General features: G+C 45.6%; 22 protein-coding genes. 1 reads left to right on the top strand and 21 read right to left on the bottom strand.

The features are described from left to right. Positions 1–87 precede the first annotated feature (87 nt). From SRRS_RS02470 to SRRS_RS02435, 8 genes are all read right to left on the bottom strand, one after another. Complete coding sequence (locus SRRS_RS02470; protein WP_371365911.1) at positions 88–1,287, bottom strand: acetylornithine transaminase; 1,200 nt, start codon at positions 1,285–1,287, stop codon at positions 88–90. Next, positions 1,280–2,185 carry an acetylglutamate kinase gene (argB, locus tag SRRS_RS02465; protein WP_371365909.1) on the bottom strand — a complete coding sequence of 302 codons (906 nt, stop codon included), beginning with the start codon at positions 2,183–2,185 and terminating at the stop codon, positions 1,280–1,282. The genes SRRS_RS02470 and argB overlap by 8 nt, the downstream gene beginning before the upstream one ends. A 42-nt stretch (positions 2,186–2,227) precedes the next feature. Next, positions 2,228–3,439 carry a bifunctional glutamate N-acetyltransferase/amino-acid acetyltransferase ArgJ gene (gene argJ / locus SRRS_RS02460; RefSeq protein WP_371365907.1) on the bottom strand — a complete coding sequence of 404 codons (1,212 nt, stop codon included), beginning with the start codon at positions 3,437–3,439 and terminating at the stop codon, positions 2,228–2,230. A 56-nt stretch (positions 3,440–3,495) separates the two neighbouring features. Further along, positions 3,496–4,536 carry an N-acetyl-gamma-glutamyl-phosphate reductase gene (gene argC / locus SRRS_RS02455; RefSeq protein ID WP_371365905.1) on the bottom strand — a complete coding sequence of 347 codons (1,041 nt, stop codon included), beginning with the start codon at positions 4,534–4,536 and terminating at the stop codon, positions 3,496–3,498. Between the two features lie 223 nt (positions 4,537–4,759). Then, the gene (amrS, locus tag SRRS_RS02450; RefSeq protein ID WP_371365903.1) at positions 4,760–5,770 is read right to left on the bottom strand and encodes an AmmeMemoRadiSam system radical SAM enzyme; all 1,011 of its coding nucleotides are present in this window, start codon (positions 5,768–5,770) and stop codon (positions 4,760–4,762) included. A gap of 20 nt (positions 5,771–5,790) precedes the next feature. After that, positions 5,791–6,303 (bottom strand): AmmeMemoRadiSam system protein A, encoded by a 513-nt coding sequence (amrA, locus tag SRRS_RS02445; protein ID WP_371365902.1) that lies wholly within the window; start codon positions 6,301–6,303, stop codon positions 5,791–5,793. 15 nt (positions 6,304–6,318) lie between these two features. Further along, complete coding sequence (gene amrB / locus SRRS_RS02440) at positions 6,319–7,152, bottom strand: AmmeMemoRadiSam system protein B (protein ID WP_371365900.1); 834 nt, start codon at positions 7,150–7,152, stop codon at positions 6,319–6,321. 41 nt (positions 7,153–7,193) lie between these two features. Then, positions 7,194–7,916: an N-acetylmuramoyl-L-alanine amidase gene (locus SRRS_RS02435; protein ID WP_371365898.1), complete on the bottom strand. Its 723-nt coding sequence runs from the start codon at positions 7,914–7,916 to the stop codon at positions 7,194–7,196. Between the two features lie 118 nt (positions 7,917–8,034). Here SRRS_RS02435 and SRRS_RS02430 point away from each other — a divergent pair, with 118 nt between their 5' ends. Next, positions 8,035–8,814 (top strand): transglycosylase domain-containing protein, encoded by a 780-nt coding sequence (locus tag SRRS_RS02430; RefSeq protein WP_371369699.1) that lies wholly within the window; start codon positions 8,035–8,037, stop codon positions 8,812–8,814. 67 nt (positions 8,815–8,881) lie between these two features. Here SRRS_RS02430 and SRRS_RS02425 read toward each other — a convergent pair whose 3' ends face one another. The 13 genes from SRRS_RS02425 to rplQ form a co-directional block, all read right to left on the bottom strand. Continuing rightward, entirely contained in the window at positions 8,882–9,265 is a 384-nt protein-coding gene (locus SRRS_RS02425; RefSeq protein ID WP_371365896.1) for a hypothetical protein, read from the bottom strand. Then, complete coding sequence (locus SRRS_RS02420) at positions 9,262–10,023, bottom strand: hypothetical protein (RefSeq protein WP_371365894.1); 762 nt, start codon at positions 10,021–10,023, stop codon at positions 9,262–9,264. Before SRRS_RS02420 ends, SRRS_RS02425 begins: the two co-directional genes overlap by 4 nt. A 265-nt stretch (positions 10,024–10,288) precedes the next feature. Continuing rightward, positions 10,289–10,807, bottom strand: a complete 519-nt coding sequence (locus SRRS_RS02415; RefSeq protein WP_371365892.1) for a nitroreductase family protein — start codon at positions 10,805–10,807, stop codon at positions 10,289–10,291. 146 nt (positions 10,808–10,953) lie between these two features. Continuing rightward, positions 10,954–11,187, bottom strand: a complete 234-nt coding sequence (locus SRRS_RS02410) for a hypothetical protein (RefSeq protein WP_371365890.1) — start codon at positions 11,185–11,187, stop codon at positions 10,954–10,956. Between the two features lie 2 nt (positions 11,188–11,189). Continuing rightward, on the bottom strand, positions 11,190–11,396 hold the full coding sequence (locus SRRS_RS02405; RefSeq protein ID WP_371365888.1) for an LLM class flavin-dependent oxidoreductase: 207 nt from the start codon (positions 11,394–11,396) through the stop codon (positions 11,190–11,192). Between the two features lie 500 nt (positions 11,397–11,896). Next, on the bottom strand, positions 11,897–12,049 hold the full coding sequence (locus SRRS_RS02400; protein ID WP_371365886.1) for a hypothetical protein: 153 nt from the start codon (positions 12,047–12,049) through the stop codon (positions 11,897–11,899). Positions 12,050–12,732: 683 nt separating this feature from the next. Continuing rightward, positions 12,733–13,125, bottom strand: a complete 393-nt coding sequence (rpsI, locus tag SRRS_RS02395; RefSeq protein WP_371365884.1) for a 30S ribosomal protein S9 — start codon at positions 13,123–13,125, stop codon at positions 12,733–12,735. A 23-nt stretch (positions 13,126–13,148) separates the two neighbouring features. Next, entirely contained in the window at positions 13,149–13,586 is a 438-nt protein-coding gene (gene rplM / locus SRRS_RS02390) for a 50S ribosomal protein L13 (RefSeq protein ID WP_371365882.1), read from the bottom strand. Between the two features lie 186 nt (positions 13,587–13,772). Next, positions 13,773–14,510 carry a tRNA pseudouridine(38-40) synthase TruA gene (truA, locus tag SRRS_RS02385; RefSeq protein WP_371365880.1) on the bottom strand — a complete coding sequence of 246 codons (738 nt, stop codon included), beginning with the start codon at positions 14,508–14,510 and terminating at the stop codon, positions 13,773–13,775. Then, positions 14,507–15,316, bottom strand: coding sequence for an energy-coupling factor transporter transmembrane protein EcfT (locus tag SRRS_RS02380; protein WP_371365878.1), 810 nt, complete (start codon positions 15,314–15,316; stop codon positions 14,507–14,509). The genes truA and SRRS_RS02380 overlap by 4 nt, the downstream gene beginning before the upstream one ends. After that, complete coding sequence (locus SRRS_RS02375) at positions 15,309–16,175, bottom strand: energy-coupling factor transporter ATPase (protein ID WP_371365876.1); 867 nt, start codon at positions 16,173–16,175, stop codon at positions 15,309–15,311. The genes SRRS_RS02380 and SRRS_RS02375 overlap by 8 nt, the downstream gene beginning before the upstream one ends. Continuing rightward, positions 16,166–16,996 carry an energy-coupling factor transporter ATPase gene (locus SRRS_RS02370; protein ID WP_371365874.1) on the bottom strand — a complete coding sequence of 277 codons (831 nt, stop codon included), beginning with the start codon at positions 16,994–16,996 and terminating at the stop codon, positions 16,166–16,168. The genes SRRS_RS02375 and SRRS_RS02370 overlap by 10 nt, the downstream gene beginning before the upstream one ends. Before the next feature lie 66 nt (positions 16,997–17,062). Further along, complete coding sequence (rplQ, locus tag SRRS_RS02365) at positions 17,063–17,401, bottom strand: 50S ribosomal protein L17 (RefSeq protein WP_371365872.1); 339 nt, start codon at positions 17,399–17,401, stop codon at positions 17,063–17,065. Between the last annotated feature and the right edge of the window lie 5 nt (positions 17,402–17,406).

Raw genomic sequence — 17,406 nt, 5'->3', positions numbered from 1 at the left:
AGTCGCCCTTATCCTGTGACTTAGTCGCTCGCCTGTGCCCGTAGGGGTATAACTCCCACTTATAAAAGATGGGGGTCTTAGAGCGTCTTAGTCACAGGGCACGGCCGCAAGCGTTTTATCTAATATTGCGATCATCTCGTCCACATTCTCTTTGGTAACGATAAGCGGCGGCACAAACCGGAGTACATCGCCGGCAGTGCAGTTAATAATGGCGCCTTGATTCATGCATTCGTTAACAATGTCTCGTCCCGGCTGAGTCAGTTTGGCACCGACCATAAGACCTTTGCCACGTACATTGCTGATCAGTGAGGGATATTTATTCTTAAGCTCTCCGAGTTTGGCGATAAGATATTCGCCAACAACTTGTGCATTCTCAAGCAGCTTCTCGTCTTCCATGGCTTTCAGAACCGCGTTGGCAGCGGCACAAGCCAGCGGATTTCCGCCAAAGGTCGAGCCGTGGTCGCCGGCGTGGAACGCTGCAGCGATTTTCTCCGAGGTTATAAAAGCGCCGATTGGTACACCGCCGGCCAACCCTTTAGCCAGAGTAACAATATCAGGGTTCACGCCGAAATGCTCATAGGCAAACATTTTTCCTGTGCGACCAATTCCTGATTGGATTTCATCCAGAATTACTAGCGCCCCATGCTTCTCGCATAAAGCTTTAACCTTGGCCAGATAGTCCTGGTCTGGAACATTAACGCCGCCTTCCCCCTGAATTGTCTCCAGCATTACGGCACAAGTCTTGTCAGAAATAGCGTTTTCCAGAGCGGCAATATCATTGAAAGGAATATAGCTGAAACCGCCAGGCAAAGGCTCATACCCTTTTTGGTATTTCGGCTGGGCAGTAGCCGTTAAAGTAGCTAAGGTCCGGCCATGGAAAGAGTCAAGGGCGGTAATAATTTCTACCTTGTCAGCGGCAATGGTTTTACCATATTTACGGGCAAGTTTGATAGCGCCTTCATTGGCTTCCGCACCGCTGTTAGCTATGAATACCCGGTTGAGGCCGCTAAGCCCGGCCAGAGTTTTGGCCAGAGTGGCCTGTTCCTCGGTGTAATATAGATTAGAGCAGTGAATTATTTTTCCGGCTTGCTCGGACACGGCTTTAACCAGCTTGGGATGAGCGTGGCCAAGCACGTTGACGGCAATACCGGCAAGAAAATCTATATATTTTTTACCTTCATTGTCATAGATATAGGGTCCTTCCCCATGGGTAAGGACAATCGAGTACCGTGCAAAGACCGGCAAATAGTTTTCCTGATCAAGATTAATTACAGTTTGTTTATCCACCGATATACCTCCTATATTTAACCACTTCAGTGCCAATGCCCTCGGTAGTGAAGATTTCTAACAGTAAAGAATGGGGCTTACGTCCGTCAATAATATGAGTTTTGGCCACCCCGGCAGCCAATGCCTTAACGCAAGCCTCGATTTTCGGGATCATACCGCCGTCGATGGTGCCTTCTTTGATCATCTCCTGAGCTTCGGCCAAAGAAAGGGTTGAAACAAAGGTACTCTTATCGTTGTAGTCGCGATAAATACCTTCAACATCAGTAATAAGTGCCAGTTTTTCAGCTCCCAGGGCTGCGGCCACTTCACCGGCCACATAATCGGCATTAATGTTGTAGGTGGCACCGTCCTTACCTACGCCAATTGGTGCAATAACAGGGATGTACCCTTCGTCTAACAGCTTTTCGACAATGCCGGTGTTTATTTTGAGAACGTCGCCGACAAAGCCGATATCGACTTCTTTGATTTCGCCATTTTCGCGAACTTTGGCCAGATGTTTGGAAGCAATAATTAGGTCGGCATCTTTGCCGCTCAATCCTATCGCTTTAGCACCAAGGAAGTTTAAGAATTTAACAATCTCGCTGTTGATCTTACCGACAAGCACCATTTCAGCAATTTCTACTGTCTCCTCGTCGGTCACTCTGAGACCGCTGACAAACGACGATTGTTTGCCAAGTTTTTTGAGCATACCGGTGATTTCCGGACCACCGCCATGAACAACTACCGGCCTAATACCGGCATATTTAAGAAAAATAATATCTTGTATAACGCTTTTTTTGAGTTCATCGTTAAGCATAGCGTTGCCACCGTATTTAATAACAACAGTGTTACCGGAAAAGCGCTGCAGATAAGGCAATGCCTGAATTAATACTGCGGCTTTTTCTACTGAATTAGTCATACAATCATCCCTTCCCACATGAAAATCTGTATTGTTCACCTATCAGGTGGTATATTCGCCGTTAATCTTGACATACTCATATGAAAAATCGCAAGTCCAAACAGTGGCCGAAGCTTCGCCCATTCCTAAGAAAACTGTTATTGCTATATCTTTGGCTGCCATGACTTCTTTCAGCTTATCAGTATCGAAGCCGGCTGCCCCCTGTCCGTTACTTACGATTGTCAAGCCGCCGATATCGAGGGAGGTTTTTTCCGGCTCAGATTTCGCGCCGGAATAACCAACAGCACACAATATCCGGCCCCAGTTAGGATCCTGACCGAAAAAAGCGGTCTTAACAAGTGGTGATTTAGCGATAGCCATTGCTGCCAGCTTAGCGTCAGCAAACGAACCCGCACCGGTAACGTTAATCTCCAGGAACTTGGTTGCGCCTTCGCCATCACGGACGATGAGCTGTGCCAGTTCAGTACACACCACTTTCAGGGCTGCATAAAACTCCTGATAAGCCGGGCTGTCCGTAGAAGTAATGAGTTCATTACCGCCCTGTCCGTTGGCTAGTACAGTCACCATATCATTGGTACTGGTATCGCCGTCTACGGAAATCATGTTAAAGGATAATTCCACCGCTTCGCTAAGCGCTTTTTTTAGAATTGCCGGCGCAATGGCGGCGTCGGTAGTAATAAAGCTGAGCATGGTTGCCATGTTGGGGTGGATCATTCCCGCCCCTTTAGCAATCCCGGCAATTTTGCAAGTTTTGCCATCTAGCTTAAATTCATAGACACAGGATTTTTTAAAAGTATCTGTTGTCATAATAGCCGCTAAAGCCGCCTCATGTCCGTTTTCAGAGAGAGCGGCGGCAGCCTGCGTAATCCCTGCTTTGACTTTATCCATTGGCAAAGGTACGCCAATTACTCCGGTTGAAGCCACTAGCACTTCGCAGGCGTCAATATTTAGCGCTTTGGCTGTCTCCAGCGCCATGACCTGAGCGTCCTTCAAGCCCTGTTCGCCGGTACAAGCATTGGCGCAGCCGGAATTGACGATAATGGCGCGGGCAGCGCCTCGCTCAATCGCCTGCCGCGAAACCTGAACCGGTGGGGCAGCCATCTTGTTAGTTGTAAACATGGCCGCGCCGGCGGCCGGAACTGTACTATATATAAGACCTACATCTTCGTTGCCATTCTTTTTAATACCGGCGTGAACACCGGCGGCTTTAAAGCCTTGCGGTGCGGTAATACCGCCTGCGATTTTGGTTAGCATTGCGATTCCTCCATAACTTGTATTAACCATGTCTGTTGTCGCGGTTAAGTGCTATCTCATGGATAAAGTGGTGCGTTATTTAATCCTGTCTTTTCCTCTATATTAAACATTACGTTCATATTTTGTACTGCCTGCCCTGATGCGCCCTTGACGAGATTATCAATGGCGGAAATAGCAATTACCCGGCCTGTACGCTTATCAACATGCCACCCTAAATCACAGAAGTTGGTGCCCCGTGTGTTTTTCGTAAGCGGGTAGCCGCCCCGCCCTAACAGACGGATAAAGTATTCCTTGCCATACAGGTTGTTATAGGCTTCATCAACAGCCTCCGCACTAACCCCATCCTTTAGTTTGGCGTAGCAGGTGCTTAATATGCCTCTGGCAACCGGAATGAGATGAGGGGTAAAGTTTATGATAAGTTCCTGACCTGCCAGCTCGCCAAGTACGCTTTCGATTTCCGGTGTATGGCGGTGACCGGCCACATTATAGGCCTTAATGTTTTCGAAAACCTCGGTAAAATGCGAACCCAGGTTGAGTCCCCGCCCGGCACCAGACACCCCGGATTTAGCGTCGATAATGATTGACGTTACATCAATTAATTTTTCCTTAACTAACGGCGCCAACGCTAAAATACTTGCAGTAGTATAGCAGCCCGGATTACCTATTATGGAAGCCTCTTTGACTTTAGTACGGTTTAATTCGGTAAGACCGTATATTGCCTGCGCTTCCTTGTGGGTATGGGGCAATTTGTACCATTGTTCATAGACGGCATGATTCTTGAACCGGTAATCGGCACCAAGATCAATGATTTTTACCTTCGGATTGATGGCTGTGGCTTTACGGCCCACTTCCATCGCGTGTCCATGTGGTAAGCCAATGAAAATAACCTGGCTTTCCGCAGCTATCGTTTCCAAATCGGCCATACTTACCAGCTTATTGGTATAGAATTTTGTAAGATGAGGGTAAATCTCATTAATAGCCGTACCCGGCTGACTCTCAGAGGTTATGTACAAGATCTCGGCTTCCGGATGAGTCGCCAGTATCCGGAGCAGTTCTGCGCCAGTATATCCAGTGGCTCCAACAATGCTAATTTTCATGGACCTCGCTCCTTTTTTAATAATTATACAATATAGTTGTATAATAATTCAAGTGTTTTTTGTGCATATGTATGCATAATTTTTATTGGATAGAATCCAATGTTTATTGTATTTCATATAGTGTGGTAAATACAGAGCAAGATTTGGATACCGTGGGATATACTGGATATATCAGGCTAAAAAAGAAAAAGAGAGGCCACAAATAATTAGTGACAGCCTCTGTTTAAAAATTAACTTTTCCAATAATATATATACTACGCCCACATTGGGGGCAGTTTTTTCCGGACCCATTTTCTGCGTCCTCCGCTAAATAGCTGTAGCCGTTTAGACGATCAATGACTTTATACCCGCACTCGGGGCAGTACGTGTTGTTAAATTCGCCGCCGATATTACCGATATATACATAGTGAAGATATTTTCTCGCTGTGTTATAAGCCATTGTAAGTGTGCTTACAGGAGTCGGCGGTTCATCCATTTTGTAGTTAGGGAAATACCGGGAAAAGTGCAGCGGTATATCGGCATTAATATTTGCCAGCCATTCGGCCAATGCCAATAGCTCTCTTTCTGAATCATTAAGTCCCGGCACAACAAGCGTAGTTATCTCTACATGGCAGTGCTTGGCCGCTTGCTCCACCGTACGTTTGACTTGTTCGAGTTGCCCGGCACACACTTTTTGATAAAAGTTGTCGCTATACGCCTTGATATCAATGTTCATGGCATCAATAAACGGCAGCAGCTCGGCTAAAGGCTGTTCATTGATAAACCCGTTGGAAACCAAGACATTTTTAAGGCCTGCGGCTTGTACCAGCCGAGCCGTATCCAGAATATATTCATACCAGACACTGGGTTCGGAATAGGTATAGGCTATCCCGATATTGCCGCGGCCGGTAAGTTGTGTTGCTAAGTTGGCAGCCTCTTGGGGCTCAAGCGAACCTGTTTGCGGCTGTTCCTGCGCAATATGCCAATTCTGACAAAACTTGCAGGCAAAGTTACAACCCCAAGTTCCCAGTGACAAGATGGTACTGCCGGGATAAAAATGATATAACGGTTTTTTTTCGATAGGATCAAGCGCCTGCGCAGTAGTTTGCGCATAATTTAAGCTATACAGCTTTCCGCCCGTGTTGGTGCGAGCCCGGCAAAAGCCGGTCCGCCCTTCGGCAATAGTGCAGCCTTTAGGGCATAGCCTGCACATGACGGCTTGTCCCTGCGGTTCGTAGTAGAGTGCCTCATGCATCTTAGCTCACCTGCTTTAGCTTACTTATACCGCGTTACCGTAAAGCGATACAAATCTACCTCTTCCTCAGGCCGGATACCGGCTTTTTGCATAGCAATACTAAGCTGTTCGTCAATCGTATCTACCCCTTCGAGATCAGGCAACAGCAAGCCGGAACGCCGCCCTTTACGAACAATGACTCCGTATTTTTTCGGATCAAGCTCATTAACGCTGTCAATTTGTTCCGGTGCACCCAGCACATCAACCGAGACTTCCAGGTCCGGCAATTCATCCAACTCAATTGGCCAAAAGCGCGGATCTTCTGTGCCGGCACTTACAGCATTGCGAATGATTTCTTCGGCTATTGTCGGTTGGGTAGGAGCAAAGGTTCCGATACAACCGCGCAGCTCGCCGTTTTTTTTAAAAGACACAAATACGCCTGCCCGTCCAGGTAAGGGTTCCGGGAGTTCTGCCGGTTTAGCAAGAAAAGCACCCTGTTTTAAATAATATGTAAGACTCTCCCGGGCAAGCAATGTTGGTGTTAGTGCACCCATAAGTAAGCTCCCCCCCTACTTCTTGCCTTTTACTTTATAAAGAGTAACTGCATAGCCTACTCCAAACGGGCCTTCATACGAAGACAGTATGGTTTCGGCATCCAGCCCGCCCATTACACCCAGCAAGAAGAAAATTGGCCTGAGACCACATTCTCCGGCTTCCTCTATCAGGTTTCTGTCCATGTTAAGCAAGGCTTTAACATCAATACGTTTAAGTGCCTCTACTACCTGCCGGTCAAATTCTGCCCCTTTCGGGCTGTAACCGGCCGGTGCACCTGGAATAAGACGGTGCGACAAATCACCGGAAGCGATAACGGCCACCCGCTTGTCCACATTACCAATCGCCGCTTGGACGGCTTTACCAAAGGTATACATCTCTTCGTAGGGCAGTATCCCCATTGTCAAATGTACAATTTGCCCCTTGAACCCGGCCTTAGATAAATAATATAAGGGCACAAAGGCGCCATGATCCAATCGTAAAGCGACCCGGTAGTTTTTGGCAATATCATCCGTTAACTCTTGCAGATTTATTCCCAGGCGCTGACAACTCCGAATTATGTGCTTAATTAATAAATTATCTGTCTCAAACCCGAGAGTTACATCCGGAGCACCAAACTGTGCCATATTCCCTTTAAGGCGGGGATGAATACTGACAGTTACGGAATCTTCAAACACCGGACCATGCGGTGTGATAATAACAACCGTTTGCGGATTGCCTTCTCTAAGAAGCTCGGCCGCCTGGGTAACGGCTGAAACAGTAGCCTTAACCTGATCAAGTTCGTTTTTGCCTACTTCCGGGACCATAATCGGCGGATGCGGCATAAGCGCACAGCCAACCAAATTGTCCATCAAATCGCTCCCTTCAGTTAGTGGTGCGTACTAACTACGCTTTATCTTCCCACATTCTGGCTGAAATGATACGCGATTGCTTTCGCTATATATTCGGCCAGTTTCTGCTGATAGTCTTGACTGTTTAAGCGTGCGGCTTCAGCAGGATTGCTAATAAACCCGGCTTCAACAAGGACACCAGGAACATTTACAAATTTCAAGACAATAATATCAGAATCCTGCTTGGTTTGCCGCTTGTTGCCAGGGGGGAAATTTTTAAGGGCTTGCTGCATAGTATCAGCCAGCCGCTTATTTTCTTCTACTTTGGGATTGTAAAAAACCTGCGCCCCCGACCAGTTATTGCCTTTGATGGCATTGCAGTGAATGCTGACAAATAAATTGGCCCCAGAATTATCAATAATTTCGACACGTTTTAGTAAATCATTCTTCTTGCCGCCCTTACCTTTGGTATAATAATCTACATCACCTTCACGAGTCATTACCGGTGTTGCCCCGTTAGCGGTCAAAACCTCGGCAAGCTTTTGGGCAATCGCCAAATTTATATTTTTTTCGTCAAGGCCATGCCATTTGGCACCATCATCGATACCGCCATGCCCGGCATCTATGGCTATCGTCTTGCCGTTAAGTACGGCTAAATTGACCTTTTCAATATCATCAAGCACAAGATATCGCAATGTAAGCAGATTTAGCACCACTACCGCAATACTAACCATTGCTACACTGAACAATCTCCGGCGCCGTACCGCCAATACCCGCACATTCATCCCCTGCCTTTTTATTAACGGTCTGCTACTGCTATTTAAACTGTATTCTCTATTTCGCAATTAAATGCTAAAATTAATACGTAAAGCCTTGCTTTAAGGAGTGATTTGCTTGAAAACTATGCGTTTACGAACAGGGCGGGTTGTGGTCTTATTACTAATAATTTTTCTTGTAGCTTTTATGTGGGCTGGCGGCGGATTGTTACTCCGTTCCTATACATCTAAGATTCAAGTGCCAACAGAAGCAGTTACTACGGTAACAACCGTCAGCAGCACCTGGGAACGGATACATAGAATTATCTTTCTCAAAAAAGCCGTTACCGCCAAGCTTGACAAAAAAAATTATATCCGCTTATCAGATGTTCCTCTGGCTATGCAGCAAGCCATTATTGCGGTGGAAGACAGCCGGTTTTATCAGCACAGCGGCTTCGATGTTGAAGGTATCTTACGCGCAACTTTAGTGAATGTGCAAACAGGTTCGTTTGCCGAAGGCGGCAGTACAATTAGCCAGCAGCTGATAAAGAACCTTTTTCTATCGCAAGAACGCACCCTTGGGCGTAAAGCCGAAGAGTTTATCCTGGCTATCGATATTGAAATGAACTATTCCAAAGAAGAAATTTTGGAAATGTACTTAAATACCATTTACTTTGGCTCTGGAGCTTATGGTATTGGTGAAGCATCAAACATATATTTCGGCAAACCGCCGTTCCACCTTAACCTAGCTGAATGTGCCATGCTTGCCGGTCTGCCCAACGCGCCCTCCCTGACCTCCCCGTATGTTAGCTTCGAGGCCGCCAAGCAGCGCCAGGCCGTAGTCCTTGCCGCCATGACCCGCAACGGTTATATCGGCCCGGCCCAAGCGCAGGATGCTAAATTAACACCGATATTACTGGCAAAATAGACTGTTAAATTAAGAGGAGGCTGTGCTGAAAAATATGCTTCAGCACAGCCTCCTGTCCGTGGAGATGCTAGGCTAGCATCTCCTTATCCTTTTCGGTTTGAAAAGAAGGACCATAAATCAATATTCCTAACGCCGTCAGGGTAATGTTGATTGCACAGAATTCGTCATGATCCTGCAGGCGGCAGTTATCACAAATCTTGCTGACGGCGTCATAAGCTGCCAGAGCTTTAAACCGATCAACCCGGCCATCAACAACCGGCAAAGAACGGATTAGATCCAAAATATCTTCCGGAATTTCGTCATTAAATTTCGCACCTGTCTGCGACATATACATTAAAGTATCTTTAGCGATCCCCACATGACAGCGACTTTTAGCACAGTTTTTACAATTGCCGCACGCTTTGTTGGTGCCGACAAACGCTACAAATGCACTTTCTTTGGAAAAGCTCATGCTTCCACCTCCTCTTGTACTGCAGTAATAAACTTGTCTATACCTGCTTTCGCAATTACGTGATATAGACGCGAATGTTCCGGCAGATCGCCACCGGCCTTAAGCTGAGCAGCCAAGTCCATATACAACGCCAGAAGCCGCATAATTACCGGCACCACTTTTTCCCGCGGAACTTTGACCGGTAATACCTGCCCGTGAAGGGGAGTTGTACCGCTTTCTTTGCCACCCAGGGCAATAGTAAACTTCCCCCGTGGTTCGCCAATCAGGCCAATACACTGACACAAGGCCGCCGAACAATTACGCGGACAGCCGGAAATTCCGACTTTAAAATCCCACGGCAGTTTTGTGCCATACACTGCATCGTTAATTTCTTTGGCCAGTCCCAAGGTTTCCTGGCGAGCATGAACACACAGGCCTTTTCCAGGACAAGCTACAATGTTCCTGACACTGCCATGAACGTTAGCCACTTTTAAACCGCCAGCCGTCAATTTTTCCAATGCCCCTGTCACTTTATCCTTAGGCACTAGCAAAATTGGCAGCTGACGTCTGGTAAATTTAACAGCAACACCGCCGTCAGCCATTATGTTAGACAATACGGCAAATTGTTCGGCTGTTAAAACACCACCCGGTGCATCCACCAAAATTGCCCATGCTCCGTTGGCTTGTTCAACAATTCCCCACAAAGCATCTTTTTCTTCTGCAAATACAACCTGTTCACCATTCCAGCTCCAGGTATTTGTTCTGCTAAGCTGTTTCATTCTACCCGCTCCTCATTCTATGCGATACTAATATTGTGTTAATATTTATTATTAATTAGCATTCTGCCTTAGATGAAAAAATCCTGCTAGTTTATGGAAGAATTTTATATCATTTAATACAAAAAACGAATGAAAACTATTTGCTTTTTTGGGCATAACAAAGCCTCCTATAGTAGGTAGTGCTTAACCTAGCATAGGAGGCTCACCTAACAATATGTATTCTAGCCGCCTTCGGAGACTTATCCGTTTTCGGTATAATTAAAACTTAGTATTTAGCATAATGAACTTTCGTAAAATCAAGATTCGACTCGTCATAAGCTTTTAATGTCTCATCCTTATGACCTATAGCTATCATGCTTAAAACCCCATAGTGAGCAGGTATGCTCAAGATTTTTCTAACCGCATCTTCGGAATTCTCTCCTGTTTTGCTTTTTCTTTTGTTGCATTGTATCCAGCAAGAACCAAAACCCAAGGCTTCCGCTTCTAGCTGGATAAGTACGGAAGCAATGGAGGCATCCTCTATCCAGGTATCACTTTTTTCAGGATCACCAATAACCACAATAGCCAAGGGAGCTGTTTTCAGTGCAACTGCCCCAGGCTGCTTACAAGTTTCTAGTTTTAGCAGAGTTTCCTTATCTTCAATAACGACAAACTCTAGCGGCCTTATATTTTTTCCGGAAGGGGCAAGCAAGGCTGCTTTTAGAATTTTATCGAGTTCTGTTTTGGCTACCGGCAATTCTTTATATTTCCGGGTACTTCTTCTTGTCTTTAATAATTCTAGCATAGCAATCATCCTCCCAAAGTAATTTAATTTTATATAAAAACCCTGCCGGATACCCGGCAGGGTTTTGAACAATATAACACATGGAGAACCGGACACCCTTTAAATCCGGGGGTTAACCCCTCTCCCCGGCTACTGCTGGGGTTCTTTTATTCTTTGCTCGAAGTGGATTCAACCACAATAGTTTTAATCTGCCATCGACCATTAACGTACTCAATGTATTCAGCATTCTTGAAATGTTGCAAAACCTGGTTAAGAGCTTCTTTAGCCGCGAATAACTGCAGTTCCCTGGCCGATGCCGTGCTGGGATGATTGATTTCCTTATCAAGAGCATAATAATCATTTATCATTGCTTGCAGAGCTGTTTTTAACTTTCTATCCATAGTCACCCCTCCCGCTTTTTCCAAATGATTTCATAGCCACATATACTGGCAATCTTCTCAGCTTCCGTGTATTTTAATGTTCCCCGGCTCAATTTCTGACTAAGGTTTTGTAAGCTGCCGAAATCATCTTGCCGGTTTAATTCCTCTACTACCTGAGACATGGTTTTACCGGATTCAATTATTTTGGCTTTGACTATATTAATCGCCACATCCACCACCTCAATATCATAATAACACTAATTTAATTATATGGCAATATTATTAATTATATAGTTAAAAATTATTATTTAAATCAATTATGAAGCTTATAATTTAATTATATAGTTAAATAAATGCAGACGACAACGATGCTACAAAGAGAATTTCAGGAATTGATTGGCCGGAAAACACCGGCAGAAGTCTACACAAGATGTTTGATTTTTCACCAGACGAAAACGGGATAAGGGTTCATGTGCTCTTAAGTAAATATGATTCGCAGAGTAAGCCGGGAAACCGGCTTATTTTTCTGCCCAAAAAATATAAACACCCAGCAGCTACAGCCACTGGGTCTCACGGCTAAAAGCAATAAGTTTAAAGTAATAGCCTTGTACAGCGTGGCATACAGTGATGTCTATGACAGCAGCCCACTTTCAACACCTCCGTAATACATTATATGTAAAATAATGACAAAATAAAAAAGCCCCACGGTTGCAGGGCTGTGAATAAGACATCAATCCCCTTGGCTCTCTCCCTCTCCCTCTTCTCTTCTACGAACTATTCGGAGAATCTCGCTGACATTTCTATCTATTTCTCCGATTTGATTTTCCAACCTTTCCAACCGCTTTTTAAATGCGCCAATGACATCACGATTTTCTTCAGACACAATTCCACACCTCCTTTTTTACATAATATGTTATGCAATGTAGTAAAGTGACAAAAAATGCCGCCCAGGTTTCCCGGAGCGACAAAATAGAAAAGCCCATCCCTCAACTAGTGAGAGATAGGCTTTTTATGATTATGCAATTTAACTCCTGCATTCCCTATTGCATATTATGTTATATATAAATCTAAGGAGCAAACATATGAAACGTAAAAGCAATAAAATAAGGGAGTATCCCGAACTAACGGAATGGGACGAACAGCACAATACACGCCAGTGTTGCATTCCTTTTAATTGCGGTCCATTCCATTGTAGGCCATACTATTGCCGGCCATACCGCTTATGCCGACCATATGACTGTTGTAATCCGCACGTTATCTTATGGCCAGCGCCATACAGAAGATAGTGCTCATTTATTTCCTTCTTTAGCCGCTGGACCGCTTGCTTGCACTGCTCTAAGTATATTGATATTTAGTCAATTCTGTTGAAGTTGCGTCACTTGCTCTTTGAGTATTATCGAGTTGTCGAGCAAAACGACACAGCAAGTAGCTGAGCACAATAAATTTAATATAATATTTGTTACTAGTGTGTTACTAATGAATATGTTTTTAGCCATTTTTAGACGCTTTTAAATAACAAAAACCCCTGCAAACACTGAGTCTGCAGGGGTTCCGCTTTTGATAAAATTAACGTTTGGAGAACTGAGAAGCTTTACGAGCTTTTTTGAGGCCGTATTTACGACGCTCTTTTTCGCGTGGGTCACGAGTTAAGAGACCGGCTTTTTTCAGCGGCAGACGGAATTCACCATCTACTTTTAAAAGAGCGCGGGCAATGCCGTGACGAACCGCACCAGCTTGGCCGGATACGCCGCCGCCCTCAACTTTTGCTAATACATCATATTTTCCGACAGTGTCGGTGATGTTAAGAGGTTGAGTAACGATAAGCTCAAGAGTTTTTAAACCAAAATATTCGTCCAGCGGACGCTGATTCACGATGATCTTGCCTTCTCCCGGAACCAGACGAACTCTGGCAACCGAGGTTTTTCTGCGGCCTGTGCCGTAGTAAGTAACCAATGCCATATATATGTTCCTCCTTTCCGGTATTACCTAATATTAAGTTCCAGCACTTCTGGCATTTGAGCCTCGTGCGGATGATTAGGGCCGGCATATACGTTAAGTTTGCGATACATTTGACGACCAAGGCTGTTCTTAGGAAGCATGCCTTTTACTGCCATTTCAATCACACGTGCAGGCTTTTCAGCAAGCATTTTGCCAGCAGGAGTGAAGGTGGTGCCACCAGGATATCCTGAATGACGAAAATATTCTTTTTGCTCCAATTTTTTACCAGTTAATACAACTTTGTCAGCGTTAATCACAATTACGTGGTCGCCGGTATCAACATGGGGAGTGAAGATCGGTTTATTTTTGCCGCGAAGAACTTTCGCGACTTCAACGGCCAATCTACCAAGGGTTTGACCCTCGGCATCCACAACATACCATTTACGCTGGATGTTGGCCGGGTTTGCCATAAAAGTTTTCATTGTCTATCCTCCTCGTACAAGCTAAAGGACTATCTTAACTATCGATACATACTATGATGTTTAACCTTGAATTCCGGGGCTAATGGAATACATGGCAAAAATCTCATAAAGTTATTGTAATAAATTAGTTGATTGATGTCAAGCGTTATACCTTGGCAGATCGAAAATATTTTGGACAATCCGCATTTAGTATTTCACTTCCATTAAATAGAGACCTTGCGGCGGCGCGGTAATACCTGCTGCTTTACGGTCACGGCTCGCTAGCACGGTGGCAAACCCTTCCAGGCTCATGCGGCCTTGCCCGACTTCTACCAGTGTTCCAACCAAATTCCGTACCATATGATACAAGAACCCATTACCGTAAAATTCCAATTCCAAAATGGCGTTACCCGCTTCCCGGCATGCCGCAGACATAATTGTCCGTACCGGGCTTACCGGTGCGCCGCCAGCTGCCCGGAATGCGGAAAAGTCATGAGTGCCAACAACAATCTGAGCGGCTTCATGCATTAGCTTGGGTTCAAGGCTGGCGGGAAAATGCCATGCATAATTTCGTTCAAAGGGATTGGCTAACCGCGTATTTAATAGCCGATAGCGATACACCTTTCCTTTTGCCGCACATCGCGAATGAAATTCCGTGGACTCCTCGCTGGCGCTTACCACTACGATATCAGGCGGTAATAACCCTTTAGTCGCCAAAGGAATACGCTCAGTGGGAATTGTACCATGGCTAAAGAAGTTGACTACCTGCCCATACGCATGAACCCCGGTATCGGTACGGGCTGAGCCAGTAAGTTTTAATTCATGTCCAAAGATTTTAGCCAGCCGTTCTTCTACTAGCTGCTGAATGGTCATGGCATTGGCTTGGCGTTGAAACCCGTGATAAGCGGTGCCATCGTAGGCCAGTATGAGTTTAATGTTTCTCATATCGTGATATTGTATGCCTTTACGACTGCCAATACAGCTATTAATATGGCGAAAGTTCCGGCGACAACAAGATCGCGTGACCCCATTTTCAATTCTTTCATGCGGGTACGGTTTTCGCCTCCACGATAGCATCTGGCTTCCATAGCTACGGCTAATTCATCTGCCCGGCGGAAAGCGCTGATAAACAACGGTACTAACAGAGGAACCATATTTTTGGCCCTGTTTAACAGATTACCGGAAGTAAAGTCAGCTCCCCGTGCCATCTGGGCTTTCATTATCCGGTCGGCTTCTTCTAACAAGGTAGGTATAAATCTAAGCGCAATTGTCATCATCATAGCCAGTTCATGGGCTGGTACACCCAGTCGCCGAAAGGGGTTTAATAACCGTTCAATGCCATCCGTCAGGGCGATGGGGGAAGTAGTAAAGGTTAATAATGAGGACACAGCAATTAAGAGTATCAGTCTTAAAGACATAAGTATACCCATTCGGCATCCTTCTTGTGTAGCTGTAAGAGGCCCTAGCTGAAGAATGACCCTGCCAGGGGTACTAAAAACATGAATTGCCAAGGTTAATAAGATGATAACCCATAGCGGTTTTATTGAGCGAGCTACCATCCGGAAGGGAATACCTGATATGCCGACAGCAAGCGCGGCAAAAGCGATCAATATGGAATACGCCAGATAGTCTTCCGCTAAAAAGATTGTGCAGATATAGGCGACAACACCTAGTATCTTAGTGCGGGGATCAAGAAGATGGATGGGTGACTTTCCGGGAAAGTACTGACCCAGAGTAATGTCATTAAGCATGCTTGTGCCCCCTAACGGCTTTAAGGATTTCCTTAACCGCGGCCTCCGTCGTCATAGCACCATTTTCTATCGGCAGGCCGTTAGCCTGAAGCTTATCAATGAGCGCTGTTAAGGGTGGCACGTCTACGCCGGCGCCCTGAAGTTCCTTGCGTCCGCTGCCAAATATTTCACTCGGCGGCCCATCGAGGCTGACTTGACCACCGTTCATAACTAATACCCGACTGGCAAAGCGGGCTACATCCTCCATATTGTGTGACACGAGGATAACGGTAATGCCTGTTTTCTGGTGCAATTTAACAATTTGCCCAAAAATCTCGTCACGCCCCCGGGGATCAAGCCCTGCAGCTGGTTCATCAAGAGCCAGGTAATCGGGTTCCAGTGCAATCACACCGGCGATAGCTACCCGCCGCATTTGTCCGCCACTTAAGTTAAAGGGTGAGCGGTCTTTGAAGGTTTCAAAATCAAGTCCTACAAAGTCCATAGCCCGACGGACTCGTTTTTCCATTTCCTCTTCTGGCACACCCAGGTTCTTGGGGCCAAAAGCAATGTCTTGATAAATGGTTTCCTCGAATAACTGGTGTTCAGGATACTGAAAAACCATGCCAACCCGCCGCCTGGCATCACGGGCTGCCTGGTTTTTTAGTTTTAAATCGACTCCATCTACTGTTACTTGTCCGGAAGTCGGGTTAATTAAGCCGTTCATATGTTGAACTAAAGTCGATTTACCCGAACCGGTGTGGCCAATTATGCCAACGAACTCGCCTTTATTAATAGTTAGATTGATATTTTGGATAGCTGTTCGCTGGTATGGCGTATTTGGCATATACGTATAAGTAACGTTTTCAAAGATTATGGACATAACGCCACCACCAGTTGTTCATCACTTATTATATCCTGCTCAAGTTTTATTCCTTGCTCACGTAAGCAAGCGGCCACTTCGGCGGCTACGGGAACGTCAAGCCCCATTGCCTTTAGTCTGTCTACCTGGCTAAATATCTCCACCGGTGTTCCCTGGGTAACAATTTTACCCTGTTCCATGACAACTACCCTATGAGCAGTAACTGCTTCTTCCATAAAATGAGTAATATATATGACGGTAATTCCTTCTTGGTTTAGGCGACAGACGGTTTCCAACACTTCTTTACGGCCACGCGGGTCAAGCATGGCCGTTGGCTCATCCAGGACTAAGCACTTAGGGCGCATTGCCAATACGCCGGCAATGGCTACTCGTTGTTTCTGTCCGCCTGATAAGAGATGCGGACCATGATGGCGGTATTCTTCCATGTTAACAAGTTGCAATGCTTCTGTTACCCGCCTAACAATTTCTGCTGGTTCAACACCAAGGTTTTCGGGACCAAAAGCTACATCTTCTTCTACAATGGCGGCAACTATTTGATTGTCGGGGTTTTGAAACACCATACCGACTTGTTGGCGTATCTCCCATACCTTATCAGAATCTGCAGTATCCATACCTGCCACTATGCATTTGCCGCCTGTCGGCAAAATAAGGGCATTAAGATGTTTGGCCAAGGTAGATTTGCCTGATCCATTTGTACCAATAACAGCGACAAATTCTCCTTGGTTGACTGTCAGATTAATATCAGTAAGCGCCGCAACTTCCTGTCCGTCATAACCAGGATACGTATGACGCAAGTTTTCAATTTTAATAAGTTCTACCATGGTGAGGCTTAATGCACCCCCGTAAGAATAAAGGCGACCCGCCGGGCCGCCCTCGTCTTTTACTTGTTACACTAATTCGATAATCGCCATAGGTGCCGCATCACCACGACGCGGACCAAGTTTCAATACCCGAGTATAACCGCCTTGGCGCTCGGCATATTTAGGAGCAATTTCATCAAACAGCTTTTTCACAACTTCTTCGTCGTAGAGGCTTGATAACACTTGGCGGCGAGCATGCAGGTCGCCACGCTTAGCCAAAGTAATCATTTTCTCGGCAAGGCCGCTGATTTCTTTTGCCTTAGCTTCCGTTGTTTCAATACGCTCATATGCAAAGAAGGAAGTTAACATGCTACGAAACAATGCTTTACGAGCACTAGTGTCCCGTCCTAACTTTCTGTAGGCCACAATTC

The sequence above is a fragment of the Sporomusa rhizae genome (genome assembly GCF_041428845.1).
GTDB lineage: Bacteria > Bacillota > Negativicutes > Sporomusales > Sporomusaceae > Sporomusa > Sporomusa rhizae.
This window is presented reverse-complemented; position numbering and strand designations above follow the sequence as displayed.

Excerpts from the sequence above, each read along its gene's own strand:
- argB (WP_371365909.1), bottom strand. The coding sequence starts at position 2,185 with ATGACTAATTCAGTAGAAAAAGCCGCAGTATTAATTCAGGCATTGCCT.
- argJ (WP_371365907.1), bottom strand. The coding sequence starts at position 3,439 with ATGCTAACCAAAATCGCAGGCGGTATTACCGCACCGCAAGGCTTTAAA.
- argC (WP_371365905.1), bottom strand. The coding sequence starts at position 4,536 with ATGAAAATTAGCATTGTTGGAGCCACTGGATATACTGGCGCAGAACTG.
- amrS (WP_371365903.1), bottom strand. The coding sequence starts at position 5,770 with ATGCATGAGGCACTCTACTACGAACCGCAGGGACAAGCCGTCATGTGC.
- amrA (WP_371365902.1), bottom strand. The coding sequence starts at position 6,303 with ATGGGTGCACTAACACCAACATTGCTTGCCCGGGAGAGTCTTACATAT.
- amrB (WP_371365900.1), bottom strand. The coding sequence starts at position 7,152 with ATGGACAATTTGGTTGGCTGTGCGCTTATGCCGCATCCGCCGATTATG.
- SRRS_RS02435 (WP_371365898.1), bottom strand. The coding sequence starts at position 7,916 with ATGAATGTGCGGGTATTGGCGGTACGGCGCCGGAGATTGTTCAGTGTA.
- SRRS_RS02430 (WP_371369699.1), top strand. The coding sequence starts at position 8,035 with ATGCGTTTACGAACAGGGCGGGTTGTGGTCTTATTACTAATAATTTTT.
- SRRS_RS02425 (WP_371365896.1), bottom strand. The coding sequence starts at position 9,265 with ATGAGCTTTTCCAAAGAAAGTGCATTTGTAGCGTTTGTCGGCACCAAC.
- SRRS_RS02420 (WP_371365894.1), bottom strand. The coding sequence starts at position 10,023 with ATGAAACAGCTTAGCAGAACAAATACCTGGAGCTGGAATGGTGAACAG.
- SRRS_RS02415 (WP_371365892.1), bottom strand. The coding sequence starts at position 10,807 with ATGCTAGAATTATTAAAGACAAGAAGAAGTACCCGGAAATATAAAGAA.
- SRRS_RS02410 (WP_371365890.1), bottom strand. The coding sequence starts at position 11,187 with ATGGATAGAAAGTTAAAAACAGCTCTGCAAGCAATGATAAATGATTAT.
- rpsI (WP_371365884.1), bottom strand. The coding sequence starts at position 13,125 with ATGGCATTGGTTACTTACTACGGCACAGGCCGCAGAAAAACCTCGGTT.
- rplM (WP_371365882.1), bottom strand. The coding sequence starts at position 13,586 with ATGAAAACTTTTATGGCAAACCCGGCCAACATCCAGCGTAAATGGTAT.
- truA (WP_371365880.1), bottom strand. The coding sequence starts at position 14,510 with ATGAGAAACATTAAACTCATACTGGCCTACGATGGCACCGCTTATCAC.
- SRRS_RS02380 (WP_371365878.1), bottom strand. The coding sequence starts at position 15,316 with ATGCTTAATGACATTACTCTGGGTCAGTACTTTCCCGGAAAGTCACCC.
- SRRS_RS02375 (WP_371365876.1), bottom strand. The coding sequence starts at position 16,175 with ATGTCCATAATCTTTGAAAACGTTACTTATACGTATATGCCAAATACG.
- SRRS_RS02370 (WP_371365874.1), bottom strand. The coding sequence starts at position 16,996 with ATGGTAGAACTTATTAAAATTGAAAACTTGCGTCATACGTATCCTGGT.